Annotated in this window: 13 protein-coding genes, 1 other RNA gene and 1 pseudogene; 2 read left to right on the top strand and 13 right to left on the bottom strand. The window is 58.9% G+C overall.

The genetic code is table 11. The annotated features are described in order from the left end of the window. Positions 1-2 precede the first annotated feature (2 nt). Positions 3-1823 (bottom strand): hypothetical protein, encoded by a 1821-nt coding sequence (locus AACU78_RS00385; RefSeq protein WP_106579279.1) that lies wholly within the window; start codon positions 1821-1823, stop codon positions 3-5. A gap of 165 nt (positions 1824-1988) precedes the next feature. Between AACU78_RS00385 and AACU78_RS00380 the strand changes: the two genes are divergently transcribed. After that, on the top strand, positions 1989-2477 hold the full coding sequence (locus AACU78_RS00380) for a TIGR00645 family protein (RefSeq protein ID WP_106579278.1): 489 nt from the start codon (positions 1989-1991) through the stop codon (positions 2475-2477). 15 nt (positions 2478-2492) lie between these two features. Here AACU78_RS00380 and AACU78_RS00375 read toward each other — a convergent pair whose 3' ends face one another. From AACU78_RS00375 to AACU78_RS00325, 11 genes and pseudogenes are all read right to left on the bottom strand, one after another. Then, positions 2493-3926: an ArnT family glycosyltransferase gene (locus AACU78_RS00375; RefSeq protein ID WP_106579277.1), complete on the bottom strand. Its 1434-nt coding sequence runs from the start codon at positions 3924-3926 to the stop codon at positions 2493-2495. A gap of 127 nt (positions 3927-4053) precedes the next feature. Then, positions 4054-5079 carry a hypothetical protein gene (locus AACU78_RS00370; protein WP_106579276.1) on the bottom strand — a complete coding sequence of 342 codons (1026 nt, stop codon included), beginning with the start codon at positions 5077-5079 and terminating at the stop codon, positions 4054-4056. 106 nt (positions 5080-5185) lie between these two features. Beyond that, a complete protein-coding gene (locus tag AACU78_RS00365) occupies positions 5186-5440 on the bottom strand; it encodes a DUF6124 family protein (protein ID WP_106579275.1) in 255 nt (84 codons plus the stop codon). Positions 5441-5896: 456 nt separating this feature from the next. Beyond that, positions 5897-6550, bottom strand: a complete 654-nt coding sequence (locus AACU78_RS00360; protein WP_106579274.1) for an RraA family protein — start codon at positions 6548-6550, stop codon at positions 5897-5899. A gap of 27 nt (positions 6551-6577) precedes the next feature. Further along, positions 6578-7633, bottom strand: coding sequence for an NAD(P)-dependent oxidoreductase (locus AACU78_RS00355; RefSeq protein WP_106579273.1), 1056 nt, complete (start codon positions 7631-7633; stop codon positions 6578-6580). A gap of 64 nt (positions 7634-7697) precedes the next feature. Continuing rightward, entirely contained in the window at positions 7698-7907 is a 210-nt protein-coding gene (locus tag AACU78_RS00350; protein WP_157986848.1) for a hypothetical protein, read from the bottom strand. 701 nt (positions 7908-8608) lie between these two features. Continuing rightward, positions 8609-9221: pseudogene (locus AACU78_RS00345) on the bottom strand (integrase arm-type DNA-binding domain-containing protein); the annotation flags it as partial. Positions 9222-9410: 189 nt separating this feature from the next. Next, positions 9411-9807: a transfer-messenger RNA gene (gene ssrA, locus AACU78_RS00340) on the bottom strand. Positions 9808-9910: 103 nt separating this feature from the next. Beyond that, complete coding sequence (locus AACU78_RS00335) at positions 9911-10192, bottom strand: hypothetical protein (RefSeq protein WP_106579272.1); 282 nt, start codon at positions 10190-10192, stop codon at positions 9911-9913. A 135-nt stretch (positions 10193-10327) separates the two neighbouring features. Next, entirely contained in the window at positions 10328-13138 is a 2811-nt protein-coding gene (locus AACU78_RS00330; RefSeq protein ID WP_106579271.1) for an FAD-binding and (Fe-S)-binding domain-containing protein, read from the bottom strand. 70 nt (positions 13139-13208) lie between these two features. Beyond that, positions 13209-14903, bottom strand: a complete 1695-nt coding sequence (locus AACU78_RS00325) for a lactate permease LctP family transporter (RefSeq protein WP_106579270.1) — start codon at positions 14901-14903, stop codon at positions 13209-13211. A 251-nt stretch (positions 14904-15154) separates the two neighbouring features. On the opposite strand from AACU78_RS00325, the gene AACU78_RS00320 reads away from it, so the two are divergent. Continuing rightward, a complete protein-coding gene (locus tag AACU78_RS00320; protein ID WP_106579269.1) occupies positions 15155-15922 on the top strand; it encodes an FCD domain-containing protein in 768 nt (255 codons plus the stop codon). Positions 15923-15959: 37 nt separating this feature from the next. Here the strand turns inward: AACU78_RS00320 and smpB are convergent, their stop codons facing one another. Continuing rightward, on the bottom strand, positions 15960-16442 hold the full coding sequence (gene smpB / locus AACU78_RS00315) for an SsrA-binding protein SmpB (protein WP_003176160.1): 483 nt from the start codon (positions 16440-16442) through the stop codon (positions 15960-15962). Positions 16443-16510: the final 68 nt, after the last annotated feature.

Below are 16510 nucleotides of genomic sequence, written 5' to 3'. Positions count from 1 at the left end.
CTTTATTTGCTGTCGGGCTTGTCCAGTTTGACCTCAAAGCCGTATTGCACGGTGTCGAGGTCGGTGCGCTGGTAGCTTTCCAGGCTGGTCGGCTGGCCGTAGAAATAGTGCACGTCAAACAACGCTGTGCCGTATTCCTCGGCACGGTGGCTGACGCCGAGAATTTCTTTCAAGTAGTTGCCGCTCGCGTCCTTGGCGTAGAAGCGCCAGCTGTCGGCGGGAAATTCCTTTTGATCGACGATCAATGCGTTGTCCTTGAGCGACAGGCCCTTGGGCAGCTTGGCAACGTTGATCGTGGCTTTCTCGATGGTGGCGAGAAACAGCGGAATCGAGCCCACCACAAACGCCGGGGTTTCCGGGAACAGGTTGAGATCGTAGGTGAGCGTGCCGGTGGCGGCGTTCAGCTCGAAGGCCTCGGCCGGCAGCTCGATGGGCTCGCCGCGTTGACCTTTGTCGTCCGCCGCAAAGAAGGTGATGGGCGCGTCGCTGTTGTTGCGATCGGCGCCGACCAGGTCGTCATTGAAGGTGAACGGGTGGTCAAAGACGATCTTCGCAGCGCTGGCGTCTTCGGTTGATTGGCTGATCGTCACGCTGTTTTTCAGCTGGTCTTCCGTCATTGCCGCGTCTTTGAGCCAGCTGGCAGCGCTGTCGTCGTACACGGTGACCGGCATCGGCAAGGCTTGCACGGTCTTTTGCAGGCTGTTCTTGTCAAAACGCAGCACCGGCAGGTCGAGGTCCTTGCGGGTGACGGTGGCCTTGGAAAAATCCAGGACGTCGACCTGCAGGGTGTCGATCAGGCCATTGAAATACACCTTGGCGTAATGGCTGCTTTGTTTGTGCTCGAAGGCTTTTTGCTCGTCCGTCAGCTGCTTTTCAAAGGCCTCCGACCAGGCTTTCTGCTTTTGCATCTCGGCCAGTTGTTTCTCGTAAAACGCCACTTGCGCGGCGTTTTCGTTGATCGAGCCTGAGCGGGTGAGAAATTGCCCGGTGCTGTCGCGCGCCTGCACCAGCAATGGGTTTGGCGATTCGTCGCCGACTTCCGGCGCCAGGGGCTCGCTGTTGGTCAGCTCGATCTCGGCGTAGTTTTTCTCAAGCAGCAGCAGGTTGAGGGTGATGTTGCCCTCGGTGAGTTTGTGGCCCACGTCTTTTTTCGACAAATCGAAGGTCAGCACTTTGCCCGGCGCCATCACCTCGACCGCGCCCTTGAGACTGACGGGCTGCGGCTGGCTCTTGTTCTCGGTCTCTACACCCTCGATAAACGGGTAAGTCACCGTCAGGTCATCGGGGTTGGTCAGGTTGGAACTGCTCGGGCTGAGCTGGATACCCGGGTCGGTTTCCGACCATTCGGGCTGAAAGGGAATGACCTTGTTGTTGCTCAACGTCACCGACTGCCATTCAAGGCCGTGGGGGAAGGGGAATTGGTCCGGGGTGTTGAAGTTGAAGGGGAACACCGGCTGCAAATCGGTCAGGTAGTCGGAATGCGAGGCTTTGCGCAGCACGAACAGGCCATTGATGTAGGTGTCCACCAAGGCCTGGGGCGTGGGGTAGTGCTTGAGCAGGGCCAGGGTGTCTTCGCCGTATTCGGCTTCGATGGGCTTGTTGGCGAGCTTGACCCGCGCCCGCTCCAGCAACAGCAGCGAGCCACCAAGGTCGGCGATGGCGTCTCTGAGCTTGGGGTCTTGAATGCTGTCCAGCGATTGTTCGAACTTCGCGGTTTTCTCTTCGAGGGTGGCCTGCTTCTGCTCTTCTTTGGGCGAGCAGCCGCCAGCCATCAGCAACACCGCACACAGGCCGAAAGTGGCCAAAGGGGATCGCACATCCATTATTCGAGTCTTCCTGTTCGTCAGCATCGAGCCGATTTGATGGGCTCGACACTAGCAGAAAAATTCTCTTACAGATGCCGCTCAGGTCAGTTTTCTCGCGGTTACAGGTGTTTGGTAGCGGCTGGTATACTCGCGGCCATTTTTAGCCAGGCTGTGTGAGATTCAATGGAACGCTTTATCGAAAATGCCATGTACGCCTCGCGATGGCTGCTGGCGCCGATTTATTTCGGCTTGTCCCTGGGGTTGCTGGCGCTGGCGCTGAAGTTCTTCCAGGAAGTGATTCACCTGCTGCCGAGCGTGTTCTCGATGGCCGAGTCCGACCTGATCCTGGTGCTGCTGTCGTTGATCGACATGGCCCTGGTCGGCGGCTTGCTGGTGATGGTGATGATTTCCGGCTACGAGAACTTCGTCTCGCAGCTGGATATCGATGAGAGCAAGGAAAAGCTCAACTGGCTGGGCACCATGGACTCTTCATCGCTGAAGATGAAAGTGGCGGCGTCTATCGTGGCGATCTCGTCCATCCACCTGCTGCGTATCTTCATGGACGCCAAGAACGTCGATCCGCAGCATTTGATGTGGTACGTGATCATCCACATGACCTTTGTGATCTCGGCGTTCGCCATGGGTTACCTGGACAAGCTCACCAAGCACTGATGGCCCGCGCCAGCCTTACTGCTCGACGAAGTAGTAAGGCTGGCGGTTGATCGAGATTTGTTTGATCACCGTGACCTTCTCGGCCAGTTGCTCCGTGCGGTCCAGCAACGCGATGTTGCCGGGCTTGGCCGTGAGATAGCTGCGCAGCTCAGCTTCGGTTTGCAGGATCGGCAAGTAGGCCTGCAGATAGAACACGCTGGCCCCGGCGATACGTTCGTTGGGCTGGAACAGCACCACGTGTTTGCCTTGGGCCTGGTAGGCCTGAACCTCACTGATGACGGGCACAAACGACTGGCGCACGTCGGCTTTGGGTGCAAACCAGAACGCCGCCGCCAGGTAACAGGCTATCGCCAGGGTGAACACGCCACCGATCACGCCTCGGTGGACGCGGTACAGCGCCGGTTTGTTGGCTTTGAGCCACGCCAACAATACCCCTGCGTATTCCGCTGCCAGTACGGCGGCGGCAGGCGTGAGTGCCATCAGGTAAACCACGCGCTTGCTCGAAGCCAGGGTCAGCAGGGTGAACTGCGCCACCAGCCACACGCTGAAAAACAGCCGGTAGCGGTTACGCACCAGGCTTTTGCGAAAGTGCCACAGGCCCAGGTACACCAGGATGTTCCACGGCAGGAAGGCTTCGGGCAGTTTGGCGATGTAGTAGTAGAAGGGTTCATAGTGCCCGGCCTCGACAAACGAGCCGCTGAAACGCCCGACGCTGTTGGTCCACAGCACTTCGGCCACAGCCTGCATGCCGCCGCGCTGGAACAGGAAGCTCAACCAGATGAGCAACGGCACCAGGGCCAGCAGCGTGAACAGCGCTGGCTTGAGCCAGTCGCCAATGCGCACACGCTTATCCATCACGCTGGTGCTGGCCAGGTACACAAAGATCACGATGCCCGGCATCGCCAGGCCCAGTACACCTTTGCTCAGGGTCGCGATGACCATGCCGACGGTGAACAACGCCCAGGCCCACGTACTTGAACCTTCGCGGTCCGGCCGCACAGCTTGATAGAACGCCAGCAGCGCGGTGGTCACGCCGAGGCTGAGCAGCGAGTCTTCCCCCACGCCCCGCACGTTGCCCCAGTAACTGGCCATGGTTGCCAGAATCAGCGCCGCGCAGAATGCCATTGGCTTGGGCCGTCCAAACTTGCGCAGCATCGCGTAAAACAGCATCACGCTGAACAGGCCGGCAAATGCCGACGCCAGGCGCACGGCCCACGTCGTGCCGCCGAACAGGCGAATGGCGCCGGCGTCCAGCCATAGGCTCAGGGGCGGTTTTTCCAGGAAGGGTTCGCGGAACAGGCGCGGGATGACCCAGTCATTGTCCAGGTGCATGGCCATGGCGATCCCGGCGACGCGGGCTTCGGTGGAGCCTTGCAGCTCATGGCCACCCAGGGCAAAGAAGAACAACAAACCAGCGAGAAGGAGCAGCAGAGGAGCGGGACGCGTCATGGTTTCTGGCTACCGGAGCAAGGGACCGTTCGGGGGAACGGCCGCGGCGATCGGCTAGTATCTGCCAGCACTTCTGAACATTTCATGAATGAGTGTCAGTTTTTTGTAAGGCTGGCCGACGTGCAACTCAGGGCAGTTTCAAGCTTGGCACGGCTGCCTTGCCTTGCGCTGTGAGTACCGGCTCCAACTGCTCCCAGGTGAAAGACAAGTCATTGTCGCAGCCGTCTCCCGTGGCCGGTGTCGAGAGTTGCAGGCCTTGGGTGTTGAAGCTCAGGTCAAAGGAGGAATAGCGGTTGATGGCCGGGCAGCCTTCGTCAGTGGTGGTTTGCTTGGCCAGCCAGCGGCTGAATGCGCTGGGCAGCTTGATTTGGCCGGAGTACGGGCTGTCCCATTCTTCGCGCCCACCCAGCCAGGTCCACGGGTCTACGCTGTCGCCGGTTTGCAGGTTCCAGCTGTGCAAGCCCCAACTGATGCCGCCGCGGCCGTAACCGGCTGTCCAGCGGTAAAACCGCACGGTGATCCACTGCGACGACCAGTAGAAGGGCTCTACGGTGATTTCACTGGTTGAGGTGCTGCCGCTTTGATCCAGCGCGTTGCGCCGCTCGCGGTAGAAGTCTGCCTGGCCCTCGGGGCTGATTGCCAGGCGCGCCAGGTCGCGGTTGATCTTTTCGATCGCCGGCCCGTCGCCTTCGAGTTTCAAAGTGACCTGCCCGCCCTGGGTTTTCACGTGGTAGGCGTGCTCGCCGAACGTCTTCTTCTCGACCGTCACCGCCGGCGGCACCGCCTCGAGCGGGTTGTTATAGGTGTCGCTGGCGCAGCTGTCCGAATCCGCCCGCTTGAGCGCCAATGCCAGGCTTTTACCGCCCAGTGTTTTACTCCAGGTTCCCGTCAGCGTGTCGCCTTGCGGTTCGTCCAGTTGCCAGAAACCGGTATTGCCCTCTTCGGCCCACGGCTCGCTGGCGTTGGCTTGCGTCAGCTGGATGGGGGTGAGAGTGCGCTGGTAGTAATAACTGCCATTGGCCCCGTGAGCCCCGTTGAAACAGGCCGTAATGGAGGACTTGCCCAGCGTGCCTTTCCAGACACCTGCCAGGTCGGCAGCAGAGACGAGCAACGGCGCGCAGGCGAGCGCGAGGACAGCGAGAGGCTTGAGCACGGGTATCGGACTTCCGGTTGTCTGATAAAGGCCGTCAGGGTAATGGGAAGTGCGAGGGGTTTCCAGAGGGCGAGGCGTTGTGAGGCGGCTCGCCCTTTTACGTCGCTTAGGGCTGAGGCGTGTGGCTGGGGAAGGGGTGGGTGCTCAACACACGGTCGATGAGTAGCTCGCCCAAAACGGTCAATTGCTGAGCCGCCAGCAGCCTGTGGCGATGCGAGCCTTCAAGCTCGAAGGCCAGGTCTGTGGTCATGGCGTTCAGGGAGGCGAGGGTTTCGCTGGCTTGGATCAGCAGGGTTTCGGGATCGACGCCTTCAGTAATTGTGAAGAGCGTTGTTGGAGGATTGGGGGTGATTTTTTTCATGGCGCAAACTCCTTGATTGATGGAGTCGCCAGACATCGCTGCTAAACGAAAAGGGTGGCGACTGTACGCGGGTTAGCAGACCAGGAATCAAGGAACCCAGCGCACCCGAAAGTGCCCCACGCACAGCCGCCATAATGCAGTCCAGCGGATGCTGGACAGGTGGTGGCGTTGCAGGCCTTGATATTAACCGAGCTGCTAAACCCGGTCGCTGATTTTGCAGCGACTGGGGGAGGTTAGCGGGGAGGCGCAAGCGCGGCCAGTTCACCGACAGCGCGACATATCGAAGGAAAAATCCGAAGGCCCGCCGGCTGGACTTTCCATCCTCCAGAAACAACAAAAACCCGCACTGGGCGGGTTCTGTTGATGCGTCGAATGGGTAAATACCCACTGCAATACCGTGCGAAATGGCATTTCACTTGAGCACTCACAGACACTCGCCATCAGTCAACGCTATCGTCAGCTACGTGGGGTTTGGAGTGCGTGGTAACCATAGTCGGCCCGAGCCTGGCGCAACGGCACGCCTGCCTCGATAGCCGCGCGGATATGCTCTTCGGCCTGGTGAACTTCTTCGGCCACCGTCAGCACTTCGCTCAGCGAACCGGCCGGAATCACCACCAGGCCATCGCCATCGCCGCGCAACCAATCATCCGGTTGTACCCGCACGCCGCCCAGCGTCACGGGCGCCTGGATCGCCTCAACACGCACCCGATCCTTGCCGGTGCGCATCCAGTTACCCCGGGAAAAGATCGGGTAATCAAGCTCCAGCGCACGGTCGACATCGCGGCAGATACCGTCAATCACCGTCCCGGCCAACTGCTTACGGGCGGCGGTAGAGGTCAGCAAGTCGCCCCACACGGTGGTGTCGAGCCGCGCCTGGTTGTCGATCACCACCACCTGGCCGGCCTCAAGGTCGTCGATGTAGTCCCCCACCGAACCGCCATCCCGGCCAATAGGGCCGTAGCGCAGGGTCCAGGCTTTGCCGGTGAGATTGAACGTGCGATCCAGGGGCATGATGTCGGTGCACTGGCAAACGATTTTCAGGCGGTCCATCGCATCGCTGAGGTCGGTGCAACTCAGGGCGTTCAGACGGGTAAAAATAGAGGTTTGCATGGTGTGGCCTTCCTTGTGTCCGATAGGTTAAAGCACGCTGGCGGCGTTACTGAATGCATGGATCTTGTCGACGATCTGGCGCGATGCCGCCCTGATTGCCGTGGTGGTATTGCCGGCGATATGCGGCGTCAATTGCGCGCAGGGAATGCCGGTCAGTGGCGACTCGAACCGGTCCTTTTCCAGGGCAAAGGTATCGATGGCGACCGCCTTGATATGCTTGGGAAACTGGCGCATGAAGGCTGCCAGCTGGTGTTCGTCGACGATCCCGCCGCGTGCGGTATTGATCAGGATTGAACCTGGGCGCATCTGCCGGAACTCGGCAGTGCCGAACAAGCCTCGGGTCAGCGTGGTGAGCGGAACGTGGATCGAAACGATGTGCGCCTCGGCCAGTAACTGCGCAAGGTTTGCTCGTCGCTCAAGCTCAAGGCTGCGTGCCACCTGTTCGGTGAAGCGCTCCGACCCGGTGGCGATCACCTTGATGCCCAGCGCCGCCGCCTTGCGTGCCACCTGCCGGGCAATGCTACCGGTGCCCACCAGCCCAAGCGTGAGTTCGGCGTATTCGGGGGTAGGTGCCAAGGTGCCTTTTGCCCAATGGCCGTTGTGGGTTTGGGCGTTGTAGTAATCCAGGTCGCGAGACAGAAACAGCGTCTGGGCCACGACGTACTCGGCAACAGCGGCCGCGTTGGAACCTGGCGTGTTGAGTATCGCCACGCCGCGCTGCTCGCACTCAAGCCGATCAATATGATTAACCCCGGTGCCGGCCTGGGCAATAGCGCTCAGTGGCGTGGCCAACGCGGGCGAGCTGGCGGCGCGGATCAAGCTGGCGCCCAGGGGGATGTTCAAGCGCGTCTTGAACACGCTATAACCCCCGGCCCGACTCACGGCGGCAATAAAGGCAGGCTCGTCGTGGCAGTTGATCTCGGCATATTGAATGCGCGTGGTGTAGTGCTGCCGGATGCGCTCTTTGTCTGCGAAATAGTGCAGGTTGAGGGTGACGGCCATGCCCAGCTCAAGAAAGCGATCAACTTCCTCAAACAGTAACGGTGGGCCGGGGGCATCGAGTATCAGGGTAGTAAATGCCATACAGTTGATCCTCTTGGAGGGTAGCGCCTGCCGATACCCAGGTTGCCCTGGGTATCGGGGCTGATCACCAGGTGAAAGGGTGGGCGCTGATGGGATCGACCAGACCTGCATCGGTACTCACGGCCGCGAGGAACCCGCTGTAGAAATCATTCAGCGATGAAGACTGGATGAACTCGGGATTGCTCTTGGCGTAGATAAGAAACAACCGATAGATTCTCAGGTTCTTTTCCTTGCGGTAGACCTCTGCCTTGAGGCTAGGCCACAGGTTGAGCAAGCTGCCTTGTCCAGATACGACAGCGTATCGATTTCGGCGTAGATCCTCAGGCAGGCGCGACTGTGCGGGGTTTGCGAAGCATCATCCGTGTTTGCCTTGAGTGCGTGCTCCAATGCTCGCCATAGAACGTCATGCAGTAACGCAGGGTTGGTATGGCCGATTGATGGGCGAGTTGATGCATTTTCCAGTATGGAGTTGATCACATGATTCATGGGTTCAAGCCTCGATAATTACAAATCCCTTATTTGCATTGCGCCAAACAGGCACAAGCAAAATCATCAATGTCCTAGGCTTAACCCACTGCGTCGCAACGAACGGAACTCTCCTGTTCGCCGACAGAAAGCCCCCCCTTGTCGGTACCGAAAAACGGTAAAAATTGAAACAACTCGTTACATCTGTGAGCAATAAAGCATGTCCCCGTTTTCCAGACAAAAGACCTTTTTGGAATAAATGGCATCAAAAAAATGATAGGGAGCTATTCAATATTGTTGGATGAAGTTCTGATTTTGAGCGCCGATATTTTCTTAAGCGTCTGTTTTTTCGAGATGAAAAAGCTAAAAGAAAAAATAGCCAGAAAAGCGTTGGTGCAACGGCGAGGTATTTTTAGAGGGATATGAAAAAAGTGTCATGAGGCGAACAGCCGCTCCCCGCTCCCATACACGAGCCTTTATATGATCCAAATGAACTCTCGGAGGTTAAATACGCCCGTTGGCGCTTTGAACCTCGTCTTTAACGACATGCGCCAGCGCGACTTCGATCAGCTCCGGATCCCACCCATGCTCATTCAGGACGGTGCTGGCCATGGAGCGCATGCGGTGGCTGACCAAGCGGTCCTGAAAACCCATGCGTTTCAATGCCATGTTGCCGGTCTGGCTATTGGCGACCATCGGGGCATTCACTTCTGATAAGGACGTTGATTTCATGCTCGGACATACACGCAGCGTGAGTGAGCACCAGATGTCTTCGGCATATGCGGGAGTGACGGAATCCTTCTTCAATTACGCGGTGGCCACGTTCTCGAACGTATATTGCGTGTCCGCTCGTTTAGCTTCCTGTAGCTCATCGCGTTGAGCTTTGGGGCCGATACCCTGCGCAAACAGCTCTATGGCCTCAACGGTTTTCTTCCTGGCTTGCGCAAGAGAAACCTCGGGGAATGAGCCGAGTGCCATGTTGATTCGATTCTTGGTGACGTGCATCGAGCGATTGACTCTGACACGCAGCTGAAGCCCGTCGCCATCGGTGAGGACGTCTTCCTTGTCTCTCGGTTTGATCGTCTTAAGGTGGCGGTCGGAGGCGGGTGGTTTGAGCGCACATGAGAAGTACTCCATGACACTTTTTGGTCTTCCCAGGATTAGCCCTAGGTAGCCGGTAATACCATTGGGAATACCAAACTGCCTGGAGTTCAAAAAACCTGGAAAGCCTCCAGCAGCCCTGAAACCCCCCAGTATTCACTGGATTTCAGGCACAAAAAAAGACGTCCGTGGACGTCTTTAGATGATGAAGTGGTGGAGCCGGGGGGATTTGAACCCCCGTCCGCCAGTACTCCGCTGTCGGTACTACATGCGTAGCCGTATCTATTAAGTTAACCCTCAGCGACCCGAAGGGCAGGGTGCTTTGGGCGAGTTGTGTAAGTTTTAGCCGCTTCGTCCACAACGTACTGCACGGCGATTCTGTTCTATATGACAATCACTTTGGGTTTACAGACATCCCCTGGTGATTGCTGGACCCGAAGGTACCAGAAGCTCAGGTCTAAGGCTGCTTACGCAGCGATAGCGAATTCCTGGCCGTAGTTTTCGTCATTGGCAACTATAAGAAGTTGCAACAGTGGATTTACGAGTTCTGTTACCAACTCGGCATGCACCTAAAGTTTCGCGACCGGCGTCGAATCCTAAACGGCCCCGTGCTTGTAACTCGTTGTTTCATAGTGAGTGACAAGCCTGTGCAGTGTACGCCAAACCGTCACAGAAGGCCAACCCGAAGGTTGACCTCTGCGGCTGGCGTGGTTACTGATTGCCGCCTTTGTCGCTGTTCTGCAGGTCTTGCAGGGCTTTGGAGGTGATCTCGATGCACTTCTTGTCATCACCGGCCGCGTGCGCGGCTTTGGCTTGGGAGACAGCGGTATCGATTTCGCCTTTTTTGCCACTGGTATCGGTTGCGAGCAGGGCTTGGCCGTTATTGATTTTGTCCAGGTTGATTTTGCACAGATCAGGCTCACCGGCAGCAAAAACAGGGGAGGCCATCATCGCAGCGGTAATGAACAAGCCAGCAAGAGCGGAACGCTTCATAGGGTATCTCCTTGCGAAAAAGGGCTCGACGCTGCTGGCGTTCAGAGGCGGCCAGCGACATCACTGTTAAGCCTCGTACGCCGAGGCCTATTCAAATGACTACGCAGACGCACAGGCGTTCGGTTTAGTGGCTATTTAATGCACTCGAGCTTGCGTTACCCGGTCCACCAGGTACACCAACCCGTGATAATCAATGCCTCCATGCTGGCTCAGGCCGATCTCGCAGGTGCGGCTGGTGGAAATGCCTTCGCTGCAATGTTGCACCGCGTCCTTGAGCGATCGCAGTGAGTGGGCGTTGAGCTCGGGCGTGGTAAAGCCTTTGTCGCCGGCAAAACCGCAGCAATGGATGCCTTCCGGGATCACCACGTTTTTTGAGCAGCGTCGCGCGAGATCAATCAACGCCTGGCTCTCGCCCAGGTGCTGAGTGCTGCAGGTGACGTGCACAGCGATGGGCGCCTCCTGCGGGGTGAAGTCGAGACGGTCCATCAGGTGGGTGCGGATAAAACGCACCGGGTCGTAGAAGTCCAGGCGTGTTTCGCCCAGGTCTTGTACCAGGCGCAGGGTGCAGGGGCTGGTGTCGCAATAGATCGGGTCGAGGCCGCCGCGGCTGGCGTGGAGCAGGGCGCCGATCAGTTCCTGACGTTTGTGCTCAGCCTGTTCGGCATAGCCTTTGGAGGCGAATGGCTGGCCGCAGCACAGGCTGTCCTGATTGTCGGGGAAGACTACTTGGTAACCGGCTTTTTCCAGCAGCCCACGGGTCTTGTCGTACAGCGACATCTGCTCTTTATCGCCAGCCGCTGGGCCCATGGCGCGTGAGACGCAGGCTGCCAGGTAGACCACGCGCGGCCGCTCATCCGTCACGGCCGGACTGAAGCGAATGGCTTTTTCCGGCTGTGGCATGGCGCTGCTCCACTGCGGGATTTGCCCCTTGGACAGCTTGGTTACCGTTGCTGACAGTTTGGCCAGGCGCGGCGCGCCCAAGAGCATGCGCGCGCCATTGGCGACATGCAGGGTAAAACGCGCACCTTGCAGTGCCGTGGCGAAATGGCTGGCGAGCCATTCGGCGGTTTTCTGACTGTCGGCGTCACGGGCGCGCAGCTTTTTCACCAGGTCGCCGGTATTGATGCCTACAGGGCAGCGTTGAGCGCATAACCCGGTGGCGGCGCAGGTGTCGATGCCCTGGTAGTGGTAAGCCGCTTCCAACTCGGTGGTGTCTGCACCCGCGCGCTTTTTCGCCTGGATATCGCGCCAGATCACGATGCGCTGGCGCGGGCTCAAGGTCAGGCCCTTCGAGGGGCATACCGGCTCGCAGAATCCGCACTCGATGCACTTATCCACAATCTCGTCGGCCGCAGGCAATGGCTTGAGGTGTTTAAGGTGAATGTGTGGGTCTTCGCTGAGCACCACGTCGGGGTTGAGAATGCCGTTGGGGTCGAGCAAGCGTTTGAGCTGCCACATCAATTGATACGCATCGCTGCCCCATTCGAGTTCAACGAACGGCGCCATATTGCGGCCAGTGCCGTGTTCGGCTTTCAGCGAGCCACCGAACTCGACTGCTACCAGTTGCGCGACGTCGTCCATGAACGCTTTATAACGTGCGATTTCTTCAGTGCTGTTGAAGCCTTGGGTGAATACAAAGTGCAGATTACCTTCCAGGGCATGTCCGAAAAGGATGGCTTCGTCGTAGTGATGTTTGTCGAACAACTCGATCAAGCGGTTCACGCCGATGGCCAGTTGCTCGACCGGGAAGGTCACGTCTTCGATGATTACGGTGGTGCCGGTTTTACGCACAGCACCGACGGCGGGGAAGGTGTCTTTGCGGATGGCCCACAGCCGTGCGTTCTCAACCGGGTCTTCGGTGAAGTCGACCTGTTTTTCCACAGGGAAAGGTGCCAGGGACGCCATGATCAGCGACAGTTGCTCGTGCAGCAATGACGGCGACGCGGCGCGGGATTCGATCAGCAACGCGCAGGCATTTTCCGATAACTGCTGTACGAAAGCCGGCATGCCCGGTTTGTCCTGTACCGAACGCATGCTGCGCCGGTCCAGCAATTCGACGGCCGAGACCGGCTGGGTTTTCAGCACCGTCACCGCGTTGCAGCAGGTTTCGACATCCGGGAACACGATCAGCGCCGAAGCTTTGTTCGGGTGATCGATCACCGTGTCGTAAGTCACCGCGCTGATAAAACCCAGAGTGCCTTCGGAACCCACCAGCAAGTGGCTGAGGATATCCAGTGGCTCGTCGAAATCCACCAGGGCATTGAGTGACAGGCCGGTGGTATTTTTCAGACGGTATTTGTGGCGGATTTTGGCCGCCAACTCAGCGTTTGCCCGCGTCTCACGTCCCATCGTCGCCAGGCGTTCCAACAGCGCGCCATGTTGGTTGCGAAAGGCCGCGACGCTGGCCGCATCTTCGGTATCCAGGCGGCTGCCATCGGCCAGTACCAAGCGGATGCCAGCCAGGGTGTGATAGGTATTCTGCGCCGTACCGCAGCACATGCCGCTGGCATTGTTGGCGACGATGCCGCCAATTTTGCAGGCATTGATCGACGCGGGGTCCGGGCCAATCTTGCGTCCGAACGGCGCAAGCCACGCATTGGCCTGCGCGCCAATCACGCCGGGTTGCAGGCGGATCTGTGTGCCTTGCCCACGAATCTCGCGACCGTTCCAGTTGTCACCCAGCACGATCAGCACCGAGTCGCTGATGGCTTGGCCTGACAGGCTGGTGCCCGCCGCGCGGAAGGTGACGGGCACGCGATCACGCTGAGCCAATTGCAGCAGTGCGACTACTTCGTCTTCCGACTCCACGCGGATCACCAGCTGTGGGATCAGTCGGTAGAAACTGGCGTCGGTGCCGAAGGCTAGCGTGGAAAGTGGATCGTCGAAGCGACGATCTTTCGGGATCAGTTGTGCGGCGTCGCTCAGAAAAGCAGCAGGCAGGCTCATCGGTCCTCCAGAAATAGCTGACGCCGGCATGAGTGTCCGGCGTCGATTCTTACCCTATTACGTGCAGGTTTCAGTGCACCAGCATACCGGTGAACCAGTAGGCCTGCGCCAGCGTGATCAGCCCGACGATGGTGGCAAAAAACAGGCTGTGCTTGAGGGTAAAGCGGAACAGATCGGATTCCTTGCCCACCAGGCCGGTGGCGGCGCAGGCGACGGCGATCGACTGCGGCGAAATCATCTTGCCGGTCACGCCGCCGCTGGTATTGGCGGCGACCAACAGCACGTCGTTGACGCCGATCTGGTGGGCAGTGGTGGCTTGCAGCGAGCTGAACAGGGCGTTGGACGATGTGTCGGAGCCTGTCAGGAAAACGCCCAGCCAGCCAAGGAATGGCGAGAAGAACGGGAATGCAGCACCGGTTCCGGCCAGCACCAGCGCCATGGTCGAGGACATGCCGGAGTAGTTGGTGACGAAAGCAAACGCCAGCACCATACCAATTGAGAGGATTGGCCAGCGCAGTTCGTAGAAGGTCTCTTTTAAAGTGGTAAGACCAGTTTTTATATCGATCTTGAGTACCAGCATCGACACAAGTGCGGAGAAGAAAATCGCCGTGCCGGTGGCTGAAATGGGGTCCAGTTTGAACACGGCTGGAATCGCCGTTGGGGCGGTGACGATCGGGGCGACCTTGATTACCAACTGGTCCAGGTGCGGGATCGCGAAGTTGAAGACCCAGCTGTACATCGAACCGCCCGCCGCGAACATTGCCTTGAAAGGTTTGAGGGTCCAAATGGTGACCAGGACGGTCAGGATCAGGAACGGCGACCAGGCTTTGAAAATCTGCCCCAGGCTGTAGGGCGAAGCGACCGTTTGGCGTGGTTGGCCGAAGCCGCCGACACTGGCGGTAACCGCGGCGCTGGATGTCGCGCCGGCAATCTGCGCGCCCGCGGTGCGCTTGGGCTGCCAAACTTTCAGGAACAAGGTCAGGGCTACCAGGCTGGCCAGCGCGGAAGTGATGTCCGGCAGCTCCGGGCCGATGAAGTTGGAGGTGAAATATTGGGTGACGGCAAAGCTCAGGCCTGCCACCAAGGCTGCCGGCCAGGTTTCACGAACGCCACGCAGGCCGTCCATCATAAACACCAGCCAGAACGGCACGAACAGCGACAGCAGGGGCAACTGGCGGCCGGTCATGGCGCCGATCTTGAATGCGTCAATGCCGGTGACCTGGCCTGCGACGATGATTGGAATGCCTAGCGCGCCGAAGGCCACCGGCGCCGTGTTAGCGATCAGGCACAGGCCGGCGGCGTACAGCGGGTTGAAACCCAGGCCGACCAGCAGTGCGGCGGTGATCGCCACTGGTGCGCCGAAACCGGCCGCGCCTTCGAGGAAGGCGCCGAAGCAAAAGCCGATCAGCAGCACTTGCAGGCGCTGGTCGTCGGTAATCGACAGAACTGAGCTGCGGATGATCTCGAACTGGCCGCTCTTGACCGTCAGTTTGTAGAGAAATACGGCTGCGACGATGATCCACGCGATAGGCCACAGGCCGTAGGCAAAGCCATAACCAGCGGCGGCCAGTGCCATGTCCACGGGCATCTGGAAGGCAAAGATAGCTACCAGGATCGACAGCCCCAAGGTGATGCTCCCGGCGACGTGGCCTTTGAGGCGAAACACGGCCAGGGCGAGGAAGAAAAATACAATTGGAATAACGGCGGCCAATGCGGACAGGCCGAGGCTGCCGAGCGGGCTGTAGAGCTGTTGCCAGGTTTGCATATGGGGTGGCCCCTGATTGTTGTTGTTAGGTCAGCTTGGATAATTGGTAATACCAATTTACAGTTGCTGTTGGCTAGAGTAAAAGCCTTGGATGGGGTGTGTCAATTTGCCGCTCGCGAAACTTTGGTCGTAACGGGGCGGTGCAGAGGTTCTGCTCGGGTGAATCGAGGGCGTTCTGATAGGTGCCGCAAGCGCGGCGATAGGCCAGAATAGAGGGCCCGGCGAGTGGTCGGGATTGTGGAGAGTGAGTTATGGGGTTTGATCAGGTGCGTCAGCGCCGTTTGTCTGACGATATCGTCGAGCAGCTTGAGGGCATGATCCTCGAGGGCACGTTGAAGTCAGGCGAGCGCTTGCCGGCCGAGCGCGCTTTGGCTGAGCAATTTGGCGTGTCGCGCCCGTCGTTGCGCGAGGCGATCCAGAAGCTGGCGGCCAAGGGGTTGCTGGTCAGTCGCCAGGGCGGCGGCAACTATGTGGCGGACTCCCTGGGGTCGACGTTCAGCGACCCGCTGCTGCACCTGCTGGAAAACAACCCCGAGGCTCAGCGGGATTTGCTCGAGTTTCGCCAGACGCTTGAAGCGTCGTGTGCTTATTACGCCGCGCAGCGCGCCACCGAAGTGGATCGTGAGCGGCTGACCGCAGCGTTTGAGGCGTTACAGGATTGCTATACGCGCGTTGATGAGGTCAGCCGGGTGGAGGAGGGCGCGGCGGATGCGAGGTTTCATTTGGCTATCGCCGAGGCGAGCCATAATGCGGTGTTGCTGCACACCATTCGCGGTTTATTCGATCTGCTCAAGCGCAATGTGGTGACCAATATCGGTGGTATGTATCAGCAGCGCACGGAAACCCGCGACATGTTGATCAGTCAGCACCGGGATTTGTACCTGGCGATTATCGAAGGGCGGGCCGAGCAGGCGCGGGAGGTTTCAACACGCCATCTGCTGTATGTGCAGGAGGTGTTGGAGGAGGTGCGTCAGGAGGTCCAGCGCGTGGCGCGGGCGGAGCGACGTAAAGGCCTGTAGCCCGGGTGAGTCACCCAGGGCTACATCGTCACAAGGATTATTCTTCCTTGCCCTTGTTGCGAACGGCGCGATGCAGCTCTCGATTGGAATCGCGCTCGCGCTCGGTATCGCGCTTGTCGTATTCCTTTTTACCCTTGCCCAATGCGATCTCGCACTTGACCAGGTGCTTGCTCCAGTACCACGACAGGCAGATGCAGGCATAGCCCTTCTGCTGTACAGCGGCGGCGAGCTTTTCGAGTTCGCGGGCGTTGAGCAACAGCTTGCGCGTGCGCACCGGGTCAGCAATCACGTGGGTGCTCGCGGTGGTCAGCGGGGTGATATGACTGCCGAGCAGCCATGCCTCGCCATCCTTGAGCAATACGTAGCTGTCGACCAGTTGCAGCTTGCTGGCGCGCAGACTTTTTACTTCCCAGCCGGCCAGGACCAGACCAGCCTCGAACCGATGTTCGATGAAGTAATCGTGTCGCGCCTTTTTATTTTGCGCGATGGTCCCTGTGGGGTGTTTCTTTTGTTTAGCCATAGGGGCGGCATTATAGGGAGTTGCGAGCGTGTCGGCTACGGTCAACCTGCGTGCTTGAGCGTGTTGGA

It is taken from the genome of Pseudomonas sp. R9.37 (genome assembly GCF_963878885.1).
GTDB lineage: Bacteria > Pseudomonadota > Gammaproteobacteria > Pseudomonadales > Pseudomonadaceae > Aquipseudomonas.
The sequence above is the reverse complement of the archived record's forward strand: the minus strand, read 5'-3'. Positions and strand labels throughout refer to the sequence as shown.

Excerpts from the sequence above, each read along its gene's own strand:
- AACU78_RS00385 (WP_106579279.1), bottom strand. The coding sequence starts at position 1,823 with ATGGATGTGCGATCCCCTTTGGCCACTTTCGGCCTGTGTGCGGTGTTG.
- AACU78_RS00380 (WP_106579278.1), top strand. The coding sequence starts at position 1,989 with ATGGAACGCTTTATCGAAAATGCCATGTACGCCTCGCGATGGCTGCTG.
- AACU78_RS00375 (WP_106579277.1), bottom strand. The coding sequence starts at position 3,926 with ATGACGCGTCCCGCTCCTCTGCTGCTCCTTCTCGCTGGTTTGTTGTTC.
- AACU78_RS00365 (WP_106579275.1), bottom strand. The coding sequence starts at position 5,440 with ATGAAAAAAATCACCCCCAATCCTCCAACAACGCTCTTCACAATTACT.
- AACU78_RS00360 (WP_106579274.1), bottom strand. The coding sequence starts at position 6,550 with ATGCAAACCTCTATTTTTACCCGTCTGAACGCCCTGAGTTGCACCGAC.
- AACU78_RS00355 (WP_106579273.1), bottom strand. The coding sequence starts at position 7,633 with ATGGCATTTACTACCCTGATACTCGATGCCCCCGGCCCACCGTTACTG.
- AACU78_RS00335 (WP_106579272.1), bottom strand. The coding sequence starts at position 10,192 with ATGAAGCGTTCCGCTCTTGCTGGCTTGTTCATTACCGCTGCGATGATG.
- AACU78_RS00330 (WP_106579271.1), bottom strand. The coding sequence starts at position 13,138 with ATGAGCCTGCCTGCTGCTTTTCTGAGCGACGCCGCACAACTGATCCCG.
- AACU78_RS00325 (WP_106579270.1), bottom strand. The coding sequence starts at position 14,903 with ATGCAAACCTGGCAACAGCTCTACAGCCCGCTCGGCAGCCTCGGCCTG.
- AACU78_RS00320 (WP_106579269.1), top strand. The coding sequence starts at position 15,155 with ATGGGGTTTGATCAGGTGCGTCAGCGCCGTTTGTCTGACGATATCGTC.
- smpB (WP_003176160.1), bottom strand. The coding sequence starts at position 16,442 with ATGGCTAAACAAAAGAAACACCCCACAGGGACCATCGCGCAAAATAAA.